Source organism: Nocardia sp. Root136 (assembly GCF_001427185.1).
Taxonomy (GTDB): domain Bacteria; phylum Actinomycetota; class Actinomycetes; order Mycobacteriales; family Mycobacteriaceae; genus Nocardia; species Nocardia salmonicida.
Window position 1 is genome coordinate 940,713 of sequence record NZ_LMFE01000001.1, and the last position, 16,460, is coordinate 957,172.

The window sequence follows — 16,460 nt, forward strand, 5'->3', positions numbered from 1 at the left end:
GCGCACACCATCGCCGCGGGCCGTACGCGTGCTTAGCGTCGAAAGGTATGCGACAGAAACTGTTTCGGGCCGCCGTGGTCATTGTGGGCACCGTGCTGACAGCCACGCTGGTGGCCGCTGTGGTCCTCGTGACGGCACGATGGCGAGTCGTCGGGGATACGGTGGAGGCCGCGGCGCGCTGGAGCGACACCGATGTGGTGTTGCGCGTCTCCGACGGCGAGCAGCGGCGCGAATGGCACCACGCAGGCAGCGCCGCCGGACAGGCGAGCGCGCCGGGACCGCACAGCAGGTTCCGGATCGGCAGCATCACCAAGACCTTCGTCGCCACCGTCGTGCTGCAACTCGTCGACGAGGGCAGGGTCACGCTGGACGGTGCGATCGCCGCGCAGCTGCCCGAGATCATTCCCAACGGCGACCGGATCACAGTGCGGCAGTTGATGAATCACACCAGCGGGCTCTACGACTACATGAAAGAGCCGGGCATGTCGACGAACCGGTGGCGCGGCGACGACCGCTTCCGTGCGCACGCGCCCCGCGATCTGCTCGCCACCGCGGTGCGCCACGACCCCTATTTCGCACCGGGCGCCCGCTTCCGATACTCGAACACCAACTACATCGCACTCGGCCTGCTGATCGAGCACGTGACCGGGCACCGCTACGGCGACGAGATCCGCGATCGCATCCTCACGCCACTGCGCTTGACCGCCACCACCGTGCCCGGTGACGACCCCCGCGTCCCCGCGCCCGCCCTCACCGCGCACCGTGACATCGACGGTGCGGGACGGGTGGACGTGACCGAGATGAACCCCTCACTGGACTGGGCCGCGGGCGAGATGATCTCCACCACAGCCGATCTCGACGCCTTCTTCACGGCACTGCTCGGTGGGCGTCTGATGAGCCCCGCCGCGCTGGACCGGATGCGGGAGACGGTTCCGATGGGCATGGGTTTCCACTACGGCCTCGGCCTCCAGCGGTTCGAACCACCGTGTGGCGCCGACCTGTGGGGGCACGGCGGTGAACTGCTCGGTTACGTCTCCTACGCGTTCCGTTCGACCGACGGCCGGTCGCTGACGATGGTTCTCGGCTCGGCGGCTTCGTCGGACGCGCTCTCGCTGTTCGCCACGGTCACCGCCGCCTACTGCCTCGCGTGATCTCCGGCTGTGGTCGCCGACAACAAACGAGGCCGGGGCAGCATGTCGCTGCCCCGGCCCGTCGTGGCGTTCATCAACGCTGCAGGAAGGCGAACTCCTCCTGCAACTGAGCCGTCTTGTCGCACAGCGCCGTCACCGACGGGCCCGCGTTGAGAACCTCGCGCGACACCGCGGGTACGGCGGCGGCGAAGTTCGCCTCGGTGACCAGGGCGCGGATGGAGTCCGCTCCCCCGCCCTGCGCGCCGACGCCGGGCATCAGGATCGGGCCGTTGAGGGCCGACAGGTCGGGCGCCTCGGTGAGCGTCGCGCCGACGACCACGCCGACGGAGCCGAAACCGGACCCGGCATTGCGCGCCGCGGCCTCGTCGACCATCGTCTGCGCGATGGTGCGCCCGTCTGCGGCGGTGATCCGTTGTAGTTGCGCCCCTTCGGGATTCGAGGTCGCCGAGAGCACGAACACCCCACGGTGATTGTCCTTCGCCAGGCTCAGAGCCGGGTCGAGGGAGCCGAACCCGAGGTACGGCGACACCGTCACAGCGTCCGAACCCAGCGGTCCGTCGCCGAGCCAGGCATGGGCGTAGGCATCCATGGTGGAGCCGATGTCGCCACGCTTGGCATCGGCCAGCACCAAGGTGCCGGAGGCGCGCAGCACCGAGATGGTGCGCTCGAGCACCGCGATGCCGCCGGAACCGTAGGTCTCGAAGAACGCGACCTGCGGCTTCACCAGGGCGACGCGACCGTCGAAGGCCTCGACACAGATCTCGGCGAAAGCCTCCAGCCCGTCGACGTCTTCGGTGAGCCCCCATGCCCGCAGCAGGGCGGGATGGGGGTCGATGCCGACGCACACGGGTCCGAACTGCCGCATGGCCTGCTGCAACCGGTGACCGAACGTCATGTCAGCCACGCAGCTTCGAGTGCAGTTCCTGCAGCGAGCGCACCCCGATGCCACCGTTGATGCCCGCCTCGATGCCCTGCACCGCCGCGGCCGCGCCCTGCACGGTGGTGATGCACGGGATGTTCGCGCCCACCGCGGCGGTGCGGATCTCGTAGCCGTCCACGCGAGGGCCCGAGTTGCCGTAGGGGGTGTTGAACACGATGTCGATCTCGCCGTCGCGGATCTGCTCCACGATCGAGGCCTCCGGCATGCCGGTGGCCGGATCGGTGGATTCCGGATCGGAGTGCTTGCGCGCCTGTTCGCAGGGAATGCCGTTGCGGCGCAGGGTTTCCGCGGTGCCCTCGGTGGCGAGGATGCGGAAGCCCAGGTCGTGCAGGCGCTTGATCGGGAACACCATGGCGCGCTTGTCGCGGTTGGCGATCGAGACGAACACGGTGCCCTCGGTCGGCAGCGAGCCGTAGGCGGCGGCCTGGCTCTTGGCGAAGGCGGTGCCGAAGTCGGCGTCGATACCCATGACCTCACCGGTGGACTTCATCTCCGGCGAGAGCAGCGAGTCGATGCCGGAGCCGTCGGCGCGACGGAACCGGTGGAAGGGCAGCACGGCTTCCTTCACCGCGACCGGCGCGTCCAGCGGCACGTGACCGCCGTCGCCCTCGGGCGGCAGCATGCCCTCCTTGCGCAGGTCGGCGATGGTGGCGCCGAGCATCACGCGCGCGCAGGCCTTGGCCAGCGGCACGGCGGTGGCCTTGGAGACGAACGGAACCGTCCGGCTCGCCCGGGGATTGGCTTCCAGGACGTAGAGCACGTCGTCCTTGAGGGCGTACTGCACATTGAGCAGGCCCTTGACGCCGATGCCCTTGGCCAGCGCGATGGTGGAGCGGCGCACGGCCTCGATGTCGCTGCGGCCCAAGGTGATCGGGGGCAGCGCGCAGGCGGAGTCACCGGAGTGGATACCGGCTTCCTCGATGTGTTCCATCACGCCGCCGAGGTAGACCTCGTCGCCGTCGCACAGCGCGTCGACGTCGATCTCGATGGCGTCTTCGAGGAAGCGGTCGACCAGCACCGGGTGATCGGGGTTCAGTTCGGTGGCACGGGAGATGTAGCCCTCGAGCGAGGTCTCGTCGTAGACGATCTCCATGCCGCGCCCGCCCAGCACATAGGACGGGCGGACCAAGACCGGGTAGCCGATCTCGTTGGCGATCTTCTTGGCCTGCGCCACCGTGGTGGCGGTGCCGTACTTGGGCGCGGGCAGGCCGGCGGCGATCAGCACGTCACCGAATTCGCCACGGTCCTCGGCCAGGTCGATCGCGGCCGCGGAGGTTCCGACCACCGGCACGCCCGCGTCGGTGAGCCGCTGTGCCAGACCCAGCGGGGTCTGGCCACCGAGCTGCACGATCACACCGGCGACGGTGCCCGACTCGGCTTCGGCGTTGTACACCTCGAGGACGTCCTCGAAGGTGAGCGGCTCGAAGTAGAGGCGATCGGCGGTGTCGTAGTCGGTGGAGACGGTCTCGGGGTTGCAGTTGACCATCACGGTCTCGTACCCGGCGGCCGAGAGGGTCTGTGCCGCGTGCACACACGAGTAGTCGAACTCGATGCCCTGACCGATGCGGTTCGGGCCCGAACCCAGGATGATGACCTTCTCGCGCTCACGCTGCGGCGCGACCTCGGACTCCGCACCGGGATCCAGCTCGTAGGTGCTGTAGTGGTACGGGGTCTTGGCCTCGAACTCCGCGGCGCAGGTGTCGACGGTCTTGTAGACCGGGCGCACCTGGAGACGGTGACGCAGCGAGCGCACGCCCGCCTCGCCCGCCAGCTCGGGGCGCAGTGCCGCCAGCTGACGGTCCGACAGGCCGTAGTGCTTGGCGCGACGCAGCAGATCCTCGTCGAGGACGGGCGCGTCGAGAACTTCGGTCCGCAGCTCGACCAGGCCGAGCACCTCGGCGACGAACCACGGGTCGACACCGGAGGCCAGCGCGACCTCTTCGATGCTCGCGCCGTAGCGCAGCGCCCGCTCGACCTGGTAGATGCGGCCTTCGGTCGGCACGCGCAGGTCGGCGAGGATGGCTTCGATCGCCTCGCGCACCGACGCCGGATCGCTCGGATCCGCCGGGGCCCACTGGCCGTCGTCGGTGGTCCAGAAGCTGGCGGCCTTGGTCTCGAGCGAGCGCAGCACCTTGCCGAGGGCCTCGGAGAAGTTGCGGCCCATCGACATGGCCTCGCCCACCGACTTCATGGTGGTGGTCAGCGTGGCGTCGGCGCCGGGGAACTTCTCGAACGCGAACCGCGGCGCCTTCACCACGACGTAGTCCAGCGTCGGCTCGAACGATGCCGGGGTCTCGCCGGTGATGTCGTTGACGATCTCGTCGAGGGTGTAGCCGATGGCCAGCTTGGCGGCGATCTTGGCGATCGGGAAGCCGGTGGCCTTCGACGCCAGCGCCGAGGAGCGCGAGACGCGGGGGTTCATCTCGATGACGATCAGGCGACCGTCGGCGGGATCCACCGCGAACTGGATGTTGCAGCCGCCGGTGTCGACGCCGACCTCGCGCAGGATCGCGATGCCGAGATCGCGCATCTTCTGGTACTCGCGGTCGGTGAGGGTCATCGCGGGGGCGACGGTGACCGAGTCACCGGTGTGCACGCCCATCGGGTCGACGTTCTCGATCGAGCAGACGATGACCACATTGTCGTTGCGGTCGCGCATGAGCTCGAGTTCGAACTCCTTCCAGCCGAGGATGGACTCCTCGATCAGGACGTTCGCGGTCGGCGAGGCGGACAGGCCGCCACCGGCGATGCGGTCGAGGTCTTCCTCGTTGTAGGCCATGCCCGAGCCGAGCCCGCCCATGGTGAACGAGGGACGCACGACCACGGGGTAACCGAGGTCGGCGACGGTCTCGCGGACTTCGTCCATGGTGTAACAGACGGCGCTGCGGGCACTCTCGCCGCCGACCTTGGCGACGATGTCCTTGAACTTCTGCCGGTCCTCACCGCGCTGGATGGCGTCGAAGTCGGCGCCGATCAGCTCCACGTTGTACTTCTGCAGCACACCGTTCTCGTGCAGCGCGACGGCGGTGTTGAGCGCGGTCTGCCCACCGAGGGTGGCCAGGATGGCGTCGGGACGTTCCTTCTCGATGACCTTCTCGACGAACTCCGGGGTGATCGGCTCGACGTAGGTGGCGTCGGCGAACTCCGGGTCGGTCATGATGGTCGCCGGGTTGGAGTTCACCAGCGAAACGCGCAGTCCCTCGGACCGCAGCACCCGGCACGCCTGGGTACCGGAGTAGTCGAATTCGCACGCCTGGCCGATCACGATCGGGCCAGAGCCGATCACCAGGATGTGCTTCAGATCCTCGCGGCGAGGCATCAGGCTCCTTCCATGAGACCGGCGAAACGGTCGAACAGGTATGCGGCGTCGTGCGGGCCTGCGGCGGCCTCGGGGTGGTACTGCACCGAGAAGGCGCGGCCGTCGATCAGCCGGACCCCTTCGACGGTGCCGTCGTTGGCGCAGATGTGGGAGACCTCGGCTTTGCCGAACGGGGTGTCGAACACCTCGCCGCGCTCGCCTTCGAGGGCGAAGCCGTGGTTCTGGGCGGTGATGGACACGCGGCCCGTGCCCTCTTCGATCACCGGGATGTTGATGCCGCGGTGGCCGAACTTCATCTTGTAGGTGCTGCGACCCAGTGCCCGGCCCAGGATCTGGTTGCCGAAGCAGATGCCGAACAGCGGGATTCCGCGCTCGAGCACGCCCTGGGTGAGCGCGATGGCGCCGGTCTGGGTGGCCGGGTCGCCGGGGCCGTTCGACAGGAACACGCCGTTGGGGTCGAGCGCGAGGATGTCGTCGAGGGAGGTGTTCGACGGCACCACGTGGGTGCGCACGCCGCGCTCGGCGAACATGCGCGGAGTGTTGGTCTTGATGCCCAGGTCGACCGCGACGACGGTGAACTTGTGATCGTCAATCGGTTCGATCGTGTACATCGCGTCGGTGCTGACCTCTTCGGCGAGGTCGGCGCCCAGCATCGAGGCCTGGCCGTTGACCCGCGCGAGGAGTTCCTCGTCGGTGGCCAGCGCGGCGCCGGAGAAGATGCCGGCCTTCATCGAACCGCGGCTGCGCAGGTGGCGGACCACCGCGCGGGTGTCGATGCCCGCGATGCCGACCACGTCCTGGCGGTCGAGCTCGTCGGTCAGCGTGCCGGTGGCGCGCCAGTTGGAGGAGACCCGCGAGGGGTCGCGCACGGCGTAGCCGGCGACCCAGATCTTGGCGGACTCGTCGTCCTCGTCGTTCCAGCCGGTGTTGCCGATCTGCGGGGCCGTGGCCACCACGATCTGGCGGGCGTAGCTGGGGTCGGTCAGGGTTTCCTGGTACCCGGTCATCGCCGTGCAGAACACGGCCTCACCGAGTGTCTGGCCCTGTGCGCCGAAGGCGGTACCGCGGAATACGCGGCCGTCCTCGAGCACCAAGGCTGCCTTCACTGTGCTCATTCATCGTCTCCCGTCGTCACCCTGGTATCCGCAGTCCATGCCGGGTACACCGTCTTGTCGTCGCCCCGGAATCCGGTATCTATCTCGGTTCCGGTCGGCAGTGTCCAGCGAATTACCAGCACACCATTTTCGGTCATCACCTTGCCCGCGTGTCCGCGCTCGGTACGCACGGCTGTCACCGATTCCTGCGGAATCCAGATCACCGTGGCGCCGTCGCGTTCGAGCAGAATTCCGCGTTCGAACCGCGTCAGTTCGGCGGTCGCCCGGAATCCCAGGTCACCGACCGCGATCCGGTCCTGCCAGCTGGGCGCGATGGTGCTGCCCAGGTACATCCCGGTGGTCGGTTCCAGTAGTTGTGCGCCCAGTTCGGCCGGCACCGTCGGCAGTTCGCCGATGCGTGCCTGCTGCCGCGTGGCCTTCTTCTGCCATGCCCGGTACATCAGCCACAGGCACACCACGAAAAATGCCAGCAGTCCGACTACCCACAGCGTTCTTTCCACGTCCTGGCCTCCCTAGATCCCGACCGCCTTGCCCTCGCGGGCAGTTACCCGGCCGCGCAGCACGGTGGCTGTGACCTCGGCCGGGAACGTCATGTCCTCGAACGGTGTGTTGTTCGAGATACTCGCCAGCTCGGCGCCGCGCACCGTCCACTCGGCGTCGGGGTCGATCAGCGTGATGTTCGCGGGCTCGCCGACCGCGATCGGGCGACCGTGGTCGTCGAGGCCGACGATCGCGGCGGGCTTCTCGCTCATCACCTTCGCGACGCCGCGCCAGTCGAGCAGGCCGGGCTCGACCATCGTCTGCACGATGATCGACAGCGCCGTCTCGAGGCCGAGCATGCCGGGGCGGGCGGCCGCGAATTCGCAGCACTTGTCCTGCTCGGCGTGCGGAGCGTGGTCGGTGGCGACACAGTCGATGATGCCGTCGGCCAGTGCCTGACGCAGGGCTGCCACGTCGGTGGACTCGCGCAGGGGCGGGTTCACCTTGTTGACCGCGTCGTAGGTTTCCAGGCGCGAGTCGTCGAGCAGCAGATGGTGCGGGGTGACCTCGGCGGTGATCGAGATGCCCTGGGACTTGGCCCATTTCACCAGTTCGACGGTGCCCGCGGTCGAGGCGTGGCAGATGTGCACCCGGGCGTTCGCGTCGCGGGCCAGCAGTGCGTCACGCGCGACGATCGACTCCTCGGCGGCGCGCGGCCAGCCGTGCAGTCCGAGGCGCGCGGCGTTGGGGCCTTCGTGCGCGATGGCGTTCTCGGTCAGGCGCGGTTCCTCGGCGTGCTGGGCGATGAGCACGCCCAGGGAGTTCGCGTATTCGAGGGCGCGGCGCATGATCAGCGGGTCGTCGACGCAGTGGCCGTCGTCGGAGAACATCCTGACCTGGCCGATACCGGCGGCCATGGTGCCCATCTCGGCGAGCTGCTTACCCTGCAGGCCGACCGTCACGGCGCCGACCGGGAACACGTCGACGAGGCCGACTTCCTGGCCGCGACGCCACACGTGGTCGGTGATGACCACCGAGTCGGCGACCGGGCTGGTGTTGGCCATCGCGAACACCGCGGTGTAGCCGCCCAGTGCGGCGGCGGCGGAACCGGTTTCGATGGTTTCGGTGTCTTCGCGGCCGGGTTCGCGCAGGTGCGTGTGCAGGTCGACGAAGCCGGGCAGCAGGATCTGGCCGTTGCCCTCGATAACCTCGGCGTCGTCGGACGCCGTGAGGCCGGTGCCGATGTCGGCGATGATGGTGTCGCGCACCAGGACGTCGACGGGGTCGCCTTCGCCGTAGGGCTTGACGTTCTTGATCAGCAGCTCACTCATACCGTTTCCTCCTGGCCGACGAGCAGCCGGAACAACACGGCCATCCGCATATGCACACCGTTCGAGACCTGCTGCAGCACAGCCGATTTCGGCGAATCCGCGACCGCAGAGGCGATTTCCATACCGCGCAGCATCGGGCCAGGGTGCAGGACGACGGCGTCGTCGCCGAGCAGCGCGAGCCTGCGCTCGGACAGTCCGTAGTTGATCGAATATTCGCGGGCCGACGGGAAGAACCCGCCGTTCATCCGCTCCGCCTGCACGCGCAACATCATCACCGCGTCGGCACCGGGTAATTCGGCGTCGAGCGAGCTCGATACCCGGCAGGGCCAGGCATCCACGCCGACGGGCAGCAGGGTGCGCGGCGCGACCAGCACCACTTCGGCGCCGAGCGTGTTGAGCAGGGAGACATTGGAGCGGGCGACCCGACTGTGCAGGATGTCGCCGACCAGCACGATCCGCTTGCCCTCGATGTCACCGAGGCGCTGACGCAGGGTGAGTGCGTCGAGCAGGGCCTGGGTGGGGTGCTGGTGGGTGCCGTCGCCGGCGTTGATGATCGACGGCGCGACGCGGTTCTCCTCGCGCGCCCACTGCTCCATCCAGCGCGCGATCTGGTGCGCGGCGCCCGAGGCCGGGTGGCGCACGATCAGCGCGTCGGCGCCCGCCGCGTGCAAGGTGAGCGCGGTGTCGCGCAGCGATTCGCCTTTGGAGACAGAAGAACTCGACGCGCTGACATTGATCACGTCGGCGCTCATCCACTTGCCCGCGACCTCGAAGGACACCCGGGTGCGCGTGGAGTTCTCGTAGAACACCGTCATCACGGTGCGGCCACGCAGGGTCGGCAGCTTCTTCACCTCGCGGCCGAGCAGGGCCTGTTCGAAGCGTTCGGCTTCGTCGAGGAGTTCGGTGGCGGTGCCGCGATCCAGGTCGGCGACCGTCAGCAAATGCTTCACTCTTGACCTTCCTGATGCAGATACACGCCGTCACGGCCGTCGTGCTCGACCATCAGCACCGAGATGTCCTCGGCGCGGGAGGTCGGCACGTTCTTGCCCACGTAGTCGGCACGGATCGGCAGCTCGCGGTGGCCGCGGTCGATGAGGACCGCCAACTGCACGGCGCGGGGGCGGCCCAGGTCGCGCAGCCCGTCGAGGGCGGAGCGAACCGTCCGGCCCGAGAACAGCACGTCGTCGACAAGAACGACCAGTGAGTTCTCGATGCCGCCATCGGGTACCGAGGTGCGTTCGAGCGGGCGATGCGGGCGAGAGCGCAGATCGTCGCGGTACAGCGTGATGTCGAGGGAGCCGAGTGCGGGGCGCACACCGGAGAATTCCTCGATCTTGTCCGCGAGCCGGTTCGCCAGAGTGGTGCCGCGGGTGGGGATTCCCATGAGAACCACCCGCGGTGCGTCGGCGTCGCCGGAATCCAGGGCGGTCTTCTCGATGATCTGGTGCGCGATGCGCGCTACGGTCCTGGTCACGTCCGATGGCGACAACAACTCGCGACCGGCTGCCACCCACTCCGGCGTGTGCCGCTGCGATGTTTCGCTCATCTGTCCACCTCGCTGGCGCTCGGGGGACAGATGCGCGATGCGCGCTGCGTTGTTGGTTCGCTCGCACGCTCGCTCACGCCGGTTCCGGCCGCCTGTTCGGGCACAGCCATGCCGACCTCCTTCCCCGCCTCACCGGACGGTCCGTTAAAGGATGCCTAACTCGCCCGTCAGCCTATCAGCGCCGCGAGATGCCTTTGACCAGGTAGGCCCACCTGTGAGCGCGACCACGAACCGCCGACTGGCGACGGCTACCGTGGCGGTGGTCACAGGCGCGCCGAAACTGCAGCGAGCGCACATATTTCACCGCCACGGAGCCAGGCGACGACCACCCGGCGCGCACCGGTCCGTGATCGCATTCACGTCGTCGGAACAACCTCGATAACTGCGGCCGCCCCCGCACGACATGGTTCAGGTTCGGTCACACTCGCTCGGCGAGCACGACGCCGACCTCCGGGTCGTTCACCGCCACGTCCCGACCGAGGGGAACGATCATGTCGTCCCAGGCGCGGAACCGGGTGCGCCAGCCGTGTTCGACCAGCCACTGTTCCCCCGGACGCCCGGCATCCGGAGGTATCTGCGCATCGCTGTCGCCTGCGACGAGTCGACGCAGTTCGACGTAGGGCGGGGCGTCGGGATCGACGGCGAAGCGGCTGAGCCCGAATCGGCTCCCGGACGCGGACAGGGCCGTCAGCGTTGCCACAGCGCGGAGGTGGTCCTCGGTGTTGCCATGGCGTCGCGGGGTCCGCCATCATCGGTCATGACCATCGGCAGCAGCGCCCATCCCGGGTCGACGCCCCCGGAGCGGATCGATCTGGGCGATCTCCTGGTGCGCCGTTGGCGCCGCAGTGACCTGACTCGCCAGTTCGCCGCGTTGAGCGCCTCACACACCCACCTGCGCCCGTGGATGTCGTGGGCCGAGCAACCACCCACGCTCGCCGGGCAACGCCGATCCCTACAGACCTCGGCCGCGCACTGGCCTACGCCCGACGGCGGCTACCTGTACGGAATCTTCACCGCGCGGGGCGAGGTGGCGGGCGGCATCGGACTCCACGACCGGGTCGACCCCGCCGCCTTGGAGATCGGTTACTGGTGCCATGTCGCCCACACCGGCCGGGGCATCGTCACCCGCGCCGTCCACGCCCTGACCGCCGCCGCGCTCGCCCTCCCCCACATCATTCGGGTCGAAATCCATTGCGACGCGGCCAATGTCCGCAGCGCGGCTGTTCCACAGCGACTCGGATACGACCTGGTCAGCACTGCCCCGCGCCCGCGGACGGCGCCCGCCGACTCCGGCATCGGAATGGTCTGGGCGACAACGGCGCGGGCCGGAGTCGCGGCGGATGGGGGCCGAGAAGGTCGCTTGTCGCCCGATGACCCACCGACTAGACTGTGACGCGCACCACATCGCGACGGCTGTTCGGTGCCGCCGCCCAGAGCAATCGTGATTCGATCGGAGCGCCGGGTCACGGTGTTCGACCGCGACCCGCCGCCCTTCGGGCCGGGACCGAAGTCACTCCAACCTCGCTCGACCGTGCAAGGAGATGACCGCCATGACGGTTGCCGTCGAACTCGAATTCACCGGCTCGACTCTCGAACAGTACGACCAGGCCCTCGCGAAGATGGGCTTCGAGCACGGCGGCTCCGGCGGTCCAGGACTCCTGTTCCATCTGGCCAGGAAGACCGACACCGGATTCCACGTCACCGACGTCTGGGAATCCGCCGAGCAATTCCAGAGCTTCGCCGAATCCACCCTCGGCCCCGTCGGCATGGAAGTGGGCATGCCCAATCAGCCCACCATCGAAGTCCACGAAATCTACAACTACCTCGCCCAGGGCAACTGACTCACGACACCGCCGATCACTCGCCGAACCACCTCGACAACTTCGAACACAACAACACCAGCCCCTCGGCGTCCAACCGTTCGCCACCGGTCCACGAGTCCACATCGTGCCAAGCGAATTCTTCGGGCATCGACCGAGGACGCACGAACAGGTGCTGATGAAGGTGCGCGACGGACCGACCGGCGATCATCGAGAACACATGTCGCGGTGCGAATTCCGCGTCGAGAGCTCGCGCACCACACCACACCGCGCGTGCCAACGCCTGCGCCTCCTCCCAAGTCAGGTGCGCGAGATTGCCGACATGGCGGCGGGGCTCGACGAACAAGTAGCCCGGCACAACCCCCGTGCCCGCACCGAGGACACGGTGGGTGACGACTACGACCTCGTCGGCGTACACGACCGGACCCACCAGCGAACCGCGACCTCGATGCTTGGCGCAGATCAGGCATTCGGGATCGGTGGGCACGACTCCATTCACTCGCTCCGGCGCCGAAATGTCGAGCGTTCGGCGCGAGACGATGTGCCGGATCGTGCGTTTGCGCGCGGCGGGTCCCGGCGGTCGCCGTGGTGACCTGAGCATCAGGGCACGCCGGGTCACTCTCGCGGGATACTTCGAACCTGATCGGGGTGACCGGTCACAGTGGCGCGGGCGGTTCCGGCGCGGTCTGACGGGTGGGCAGCGCGCTGATCGTCAGGGCCAGCATGACCAGGGCGATGCCCGCGAGTTCGAGCATCGTCGGCCGTTGCGCGAGGGCGATCGCGCCGACAACGGTCGCGGTCGCCGGGAGCAACGCGAGCAGCAAGGCGAAACGCGCACGGCCCACTGCGGTCAGCACCACCTGGTCCAGCGCGTACGGCACCGCGCTCGACAGGACGCCGACACCGAGACCGAGCAGCCAGGTCCGCGGGTCGGCGAACACCGCGGCATCGATCGCCAGCTGCGGGATCAGCACGAACGGCGCCAGCAGCACGGCGGCGGCCGCCATGCCGACAGCGAGGGAATCCTGGCCGTCACCGGTGTCGGCGACGCGCTTGCCGACCAAGATGTAGGCCGCCCACAGGACCGCCGAGGCGAGCGCGAAACCCACACCGACCGGCTCGACATCGAGTTGCACGCCGGCCAGTAGCACCACCCCGATCGCCACCAGCGCCACGGCGAGCAGGTCGCGCGCCCGTCGCGAACCCAGTGTGGCGACGGCGACCGGACCGAGGAATTCGATGGCAACGGCGGTACCGAGCGGGATGCGCGCAATGGCCTCGTAGAACACGATGTTCATCGACACCGTGACGATTCCGAAGCCCGCCGCCGTCGCGACGCCCCGCCGCGTCCAGCGGGTCCGCCACGGACGGCGCCATGCCAGCAACGCCACTCCCGCCGCAGCGGCGCGCAACCAGGCGACCGTGGCCGGTTCGGTGGTGTCGAAGAGGAATACGCCGAGTGCCGCGCCCACATATTGCGAGGTCGCCGCCACGATGAACACCATCGGCACCGACCAGCCTGGCAACGCGCGCGTCGCCGACCTCTCGGTGGTCGAGATCGAATTCATCCCAGGAGTAATCCACAGACGGGCACGGATTTCAACGCGAACCGGCCCAGGATCGAATGATCCTGGGCCGGTCCGTGATTCACGGTGACATTGCGTCACGTGGCGGTCAGGTTCGCTGTCGGAAACTCAGCGCCGGAAGCCGAAGCCTTCCCGGTGTTCGCGCGATTCCTAGACGCCGAACCACATGGTCAGCGCCGCACGCAGATCAGCTGCTGCGGTGTCCGATGGTTCGTCGATCGTCCCTGCCCAGGCGATATGACCGTCGGGGCGGATCAGCAGAGCGTCGGCCGGGCGATCGAGGGTCTTACCCGAGTGGATCTCGACGCGCGGCGCCCACTCCCCGACGACCTCGCGCAGGTCGGCACGGTCGGCCAAGTCGAGGAAGATCGGTCGCGCGGCGTGCATGAGTTCGGCAACGCCGGTAGTGCCCTGATCGGTGTGCAGGATCAGATCGGGTGCGAAAGTGCCCGTGAGCGAATGGGTTCCGCTGATCTCGTAGCGCAGATCGGTACCCGCGACGAGGGCTCCCATGCGGCGCAACGCGGGTTCGTCGGACAGGAGTTCCTGGAATACCGCCCGCAGCGCCACGGCGGCGGGGTCCTGGCCCTGGCGAAGGGCGGCCTGGGCGCGGGTCTGCAGCAGTGCGCGGCCACCGGCGAAGTGGCGTTCGGCGTGGTAGGTGTCGAGCAGGTCTGCCGGTGCCCAACCTTGGAGATCGGCGGCCAACTTCCAGGCCAGGTTCACCGAATCGGTCATCCCGAGGTTCATCGCGGCACCGGTGGCGGGGAGCAGATGGGCCGCGTCACCGGCCAGGAAAACCCTGCCCACCCGGTAGTTTTCGGCCTGCCGGTCCTGGAATTGGTAGCGCGACAAGCGAGTCGGCGCGCCCAGCGGAACCTCCGCGCCCAGCACACGTCGCACGCTGTCGCCGAGTTCGGCCATGGACAGCGGTTCGTCGTTGTCGTATTCGGCATCGTCGTTCTCGGTGGTCTGGAAGAACATCACCCGGTCCTCGGCACTGACCCGGCCGAGCGCGAACACGCCGTTGTCGGTGTGGGTGAATCCCGGATCGATCCGGCCGAATCCGGGCACCTCGATCCCGCCGTCGTCGAGCACGGTCACCGACTCGTGCACCGCGACCACCGCCAACCGGTTGACCTCCGGATAGGTGCTGCCGGGGAACCCGATTCCCGCCAATTCACGGATCCGGCTGCGGCCACCGTCGCAGCCGACCAGGTAGCGGGCCCGCACCCGGTAGCGCCCGTCCGGGCCGTTCACCTCCGCGATCACCGCGTCGTCGATCTGGGTCACCGCGATCACCTCGTGTCCACGCCGAATCTCGGCGCCGAGGTCGACGGCGTCCTCAGCCAGCAGTTCCTCGACCCGTGCCTGCGGAATCGCCATGGCGTGCATCGGCGTTTCGTCGAGCCCGGTGAAGTCCAGGTACACCCCGCCGAAGGGGAAGATCGGCGTCGGACTCGGGTCACCGCTGACCGCGATCATCCGATCGAGCAGTCCCCGATACCGCAGCACATCCAGAATCCGCCCACCGAGACCACTGGCCTTCTGCGCGGTGCCCGGCTGTTTCCGACGCTCGAGCACCAACGGCCGCACCCCCGCCCGACCCAGCTCCCCCGCCAGCATCATTCCGGCAGGTCCAGCGCCGACAACGATCACGTCGGTGGTCATCTCTTGCATCTTCGTCACTCCCGAATGTGGCTGGTCTCTGCGTTGCCCAGCGATTCTGCAGCACCACCGGGGCCTTGCCGCAAGCCCCCGGGTGAGCTATAAGTTAGAAGGGGCAACGAGTGAGCACACCTCGGAAATGGCTCGATATCGGTCAGTGGGTACCGGTCAGCGCCATACCCGCCCCGACTCCGATGATCATCAGTCCGCCTGTGCTGCCGACAGTTTCGAGGCGACGCGGAGAACGCGCGAACCACGACCGCGCCGTCGCCGCGAGCAGTGCCCAACAACCATCCGACAGCGCCTGGATCGTCAGGAAGATCGCGCCCAGGATCAGCAGTTGCGCGGGCAGTGCACCCTGGGCCGGTACCGCGAACTGCGGAAGGACCGCGCCGAAGAAGACGATCGTCTTGGGGTTGGTGGCACCGACAATGAATCCCTGGCCGAGCACCCGACTTCCACCGACGCTCGGGAGATTCGAGTGCAAGGCCGCCGCCAGCTCCTTGCGCCGCCGGATCGTCGCGACGCCCAAATAGATCAGGTATCCGGCTCCGACAATCTTCACGATCAGGAACAACGTCGCCGAGGCCATCAAGACCGCACCGAGGCCCACCGACACCGCGACCAACGGCACGAACGATCCGGCGACGGCGCCCGCGACCGACAGCACAGCGGACCGGCGGCCCAGCGTCAATGCCCGGCCGATCGCGAACAGCACGTTCGGGCCGGGAATCACGATGATGATCAGGGAGGCGACGGCGAAGGCCGCGGCATGTGACAGCGGAACCATCTGTCGCAGCGTAGCGGCGACCGGCGGACTTCGTGTGACAGTGCAGCTTCCGCGGTAACCGCGAACGACGCGCTCAGGGAATGCGCAGAACCGAACGAACCAGTTCCTCGATCGCCGAGCGCAATCGGTCGACCTCCCCTGCTCTGGCCATGTGCTGAGCGAGGTCCCCGCCGACAGTCGACAACAACAGTGCGCCCACCGTGTCGGCGTCGATATCGGGCCGGACCTCACGTAGGAGCGTGCCGATGTGCTGAGCCCAGAACGTATGGAATTCGGCGCTGCGCGGATGCGGCGGCATCGCCTGATAGGCCGCGATCAACTCCACGTCATCGGTGACCAGACTCGTCATGGCGTCGAAGAAGGCCAGTAGCCGATCGGTCGCCGCCGCGCCGGGCCCCAGGGGTGGCGGGCCGCTCGAGACCGCCGCCATCAGCGCGACAGCGCCCTCGGCGACGAGCTCGTAGAGCAGGCCCGCGCGGCTGCCGAACCGGTGGAAGATGGTGCCCTTCCCGACGCCCGCCGCCGCCGCCACGCGGTCCATCGTCACCCCAGCCGCGCCGTGCTCGGCCAGCAGCGTGGCGGTGGCATCGAGGATCGCTCGACGGTTGCGCGCCGCGTCGGCGCGTTCGGTGGGACGTCGGTCGGTCATCGCACCCGCTTTCTCGGCACCCGCCGATCGTTGACAAGTTGACCGCCGGTCCATATCGTTCGAGA

Annotated in this window: 16 protein-coding genes; 3 read left to right on the plus strand and 13 right to left on the minus strand. The window is 68.2% G+C overall.

Going from position 1 to position 16,460, the window contains the following annotated elements:
• The first annotated feature begins 47 nt into the window (after window positions 1-47).
• Window positions 48-1,151, plus strand: a complete 1,104-nt coding sequence (locus ASD42_RS04550) for a serine hydrolase domain-containing protein (protein WP_056810565.1) — start codon at window positions 48-50, stop codon at window positions 1,149-1,151.
• Window positions 1,152-1,224: 73 nt separating this feature from the next.
• Here the strand turns inward: ASD42_RS04550 and pyrF are convergent, their stop codons facing one another.
• The 8 genes from pyrF to ASD42_RS04590 all read right to left on the minus strand — a co-directional run bounded on the left by pyrF (window position 1,225) and on the right by ASD42_RS04590 (window position 10,582).
• Entirely contained in the window at window positions 1,225-2,046 is an 822-nt protein-coding gene (pyrF, locus tag ASD42_RS04555) for an orotidine-5'-phosphate decarboxylase (protein WP_056810566.1), read from the minus strand.
• Between the two features lies 1 nt (window position 2,047).
• Complete coding sequence (carB, locus tag ASD42_RS04560; RefSeq protein WP_056810569.1) at window positions 2,048-5,410, minus strand: carbamoyl-phosphate synthase large subunit; 3,363 nt, start codon at window positions 5,408-5,410, stop codon at window positions 2,048-2,050.
• Complete coding sequence (carA, locus tag ASD42_RS04565) at window positions 5,410-6,525, minus strand: glutamine-hydrolyzing carbamoyl-phosphate synthase small subunit (protein WP_056810570.1); 1,116 nt, start codon at window positions 6,523-6,525, stop codon at window positions 5,410-5,412. Before carA ends, carB begins: the two co-directional genes overlap by 1 nt.
• Window positions 6,522-7,025, minus strand: coding sequence for a PH-like domain-containing protein (locus ASD42_RS04570; RefSeq protein WP_056810572.1), 504 nt, complete (start codon window positions 7,023-7,025; stop codon window positions 6,522-6,524). Before ASD42_RS04570 ends, carA begins: the two co-directional genes overlap by 4 nt.
• Before the next feature lie 12 nt (window positions 7,026-7,037).
• Window positions 7,038-8,336, minus strand: a complete 1,299-nt coding sequence (locus ASD42_RS04575; protein ID WP_056810574.1) for a dihydroorotase — start codon at window positions 8,334-8,336, stop codon at window positions 7,038-7,040.
• Complete coding sequence (locus tag ASD42_RS04580) at window positions 8,333-9,286, minus strand: aspartate carbamoyltransferase catalytic subunit (RefSeq protein ID WP_056810576.1); 954 nt, start codon at window positions 9,284-9,286, stop codon at window positions 8,333-8,335. The genes ASD42_RS04575 and ASD42_RS04580 overlap by 4 nt, the downstream gene beginning before the upstream one ends.
• Complete coding sequence (pyrR, locus tag ASD42_RS04585) at window positions 9,283-9,882, minus strand: bifunctional pyr operon transcriptional regulator/uracil phosphoribosyltransferase PyrR (protein ID WP_056810577.1); 600 nt, start codon at window positions 9,880-9,882, stop codon at window positions 9,283-9,285. Before pyrR ends, ASD42_RS04580 begins: the two co-directional genes overlap by 4 nt.
• A 418-nt stretch (window positions 9,883-10,300) precedes the next feature.
• On the minus strand, window positions 10,301-10,582 hold the full coding sequence (locus ASD42_RS04590; protein ID WP_056810579.1) for a hypothetical protein: 282 nt from the start codon (window positions 10,580-10,582) through the stop codon (window positions 10,301-10,303).
• A gap of 57 nt (window positions 10,583-10,639) precedes the next feature.
• On the opposite strand from ASD42_RS04590, the gene ASD42_RS04595 reads away from it, so the two are divergent.
• Together ASD42_RS04595 and ASD42_RS04600 are read left to right on the plus strand one after the other, a co-directional pair.
• The gene (locus ASD42_RS04595; protein WP_084466200.1) at window positions 10,640-11,275 is read left to right on the plus strand and encodes a GNAT family N-acetyltransferase; all 636 of its coding nucleotides are present in this window, start codon (window positions 10,640-10,642) and stop codon (window positions 11,273-11,275) included.
• 157 nt (window positions 11,276-11,432) lie between these two features.
• Window positions 11,433-11,723 carry a hypothetical protein gene (locus ASD42_RS04600; protein ID WP_056815412.1) on the plus strand — a complete coding sequence of 97 codons (291 nt, stop codon included), beginning with the start codon at window positions 11,433-11,435 and terminating at the stop codon, window positions 11,721-11,723.
• Window positions 11,724-11,739: 16 nt separating this feature from the next.
• Here ASD42_RS04600 and ASD42_RS04605 read toward each other — a convergent pair whose 3' ends face one another.
• The 5 genes from ASD42_RS04605 to ASD42_RS04625 all read right to left on the minus strand — a co-directional run bounded on the left by ASD42_RS04605 (window position 11,740) and on the right by ASD42_RS04625 (window position 16,395).
• Entirely contained in the window at window positions 11,740-12,189 is a 450-nt protein-coding gene (locus ASD42_RS04605; RefSeq protein WP_200950376.1) for an HIT family protein, read from the minus strand.
• 169 nt (window positions 12,190-12,358) lie between these two features.
• Window positions 12,359-13,270 carry an EamA family transporter gene (locus ASD42_RS04610; protein WP_056810581.1) on the minus strand — a complete coding sequence of 304 codons (912 nt, stop codon included), beginning with the start codon at window positions 13,268-13,270 and terminating at the stop codon, window positions 12,359-12,361.
• 168 nt (window positions 13,271-13,438) lie between these two features.
• Window positions 13,439-14,959: an FAD-dependent monooxygenase gene (locus ASD42_RS04615; RefSeq protein ID WP_056815417.1), complete on the minus strand. Its 1,521-nt coding sequence runs from the start codon at window positions 14,957-14,959 to the stop codon at window positions 13,439-13,441.
• 151 nt (window positions 14,960-15,110) lie between these two features.
• On the minus strand, window positions 15,111-15,746 hold the full coding sequence (locus tag ASD42_RS04620) for a LysE family translocator (protein ID WP_056810586.1): 636 nt from the start codon (window positions 15,744-15,746) through the stop codon (window positions 15,111-15,113).
• Window positions 15,747-15,819: 73 nt separating this feature from the next.
• Window positions 15,820-16,395: a TetR/AcrR family transcriptional regulator gene (locus tag ASD42_RS04625; protein ID WP_056810589.1), complete on the minus strand. Its 576-nt coding sequence runs from the start codon at window positions 16,393-16,395 to the stop codon at window positions 15,820-15,822.
• Window positions 16,396-16,460: the final 65 nt, after the last annotated feature.

Coding starts and splice junctions, on each gene's coding strand:
- pyrR (WP_056810577.1), bottom strand. CDS start 9,882: ATGAGCGAAACATCGCAGCGGCACACGCCGGAGTGGGTGGCAGCCGGT.
- ASD42_RS04620 (WP_056810586.1), bottom strand. CDS start 15,746: ATGGTTCCGCTGTCACATGCCGCGGCCTTCGCCGTCGCCTCCCTGATC.
- ASD42_RS04615 (WP_056815417.1), bottom strand. CDS start 14,959: ATGACCACCGACGTGATCGTTGTCGGCGCTGGACCTGCCGGAATGATG.
- pyrF (WP_056810566.1), bottom strand. CDS start 2,046: ATGACGTTCGGTCACCGGTTGCAGCAGGCCATGCGGCAGTTCGGACCC.
- ASD42_RS04625 (WP_056810589.1), bottom strand. CDS start 16,395: ATGACCGACCGACGTCCCACCGAACGCGCCGACGCGGCGCGCAACCGT.
- carA (WP_056810570.1), bottom strand. CDS start 6,525: ATGAGCACAGTGAAGGCAGCCTTGGTGCTCGAGGACGGCCGCGTATTC.
- ASD42_RS04595 (WP_084466200.1), top strand. CDS start 10,640: ATGACCATCGGCAGCAGCGCCCATCCCGGGTCGACGCCCCCGGAGCGG.
- carB (WP_056810569.1), bottom strand. CDS start 5,410: ATGCCTCGCCGCGAGGATCTGAAGCACATCCTGGTGATCGGCTCTGGC.
- ASD42_RS04600 (WP_056815412.1), top strand. CDS start 11,433: ATGACGGTTGCCGTCGAACTCGAATTCACCGGCTCGACTCTCGAACAG.
- ASD42_RS04575 (WP_056810574.1), bottom strand. CDS start 8,336: ATGAGTGAGCTGCTGATCAAGAACGTCAAGCCCTACGGCGAAGGCGAC.
- ASD42_RS04610 (WP_056810581.1), bottom strand. CDS start 13,270: ATGAATTCGATCTCGACCACCGAGAGGTCGGCGACGCGCGCGTTGCCA.
- ASD42_RS04550 (WP_056810565.1), top strand. CDS start 48: ATGCGACAGAAACTGTTTCGGGCCGCCGTGGTCATTGTGGGCACCGTG.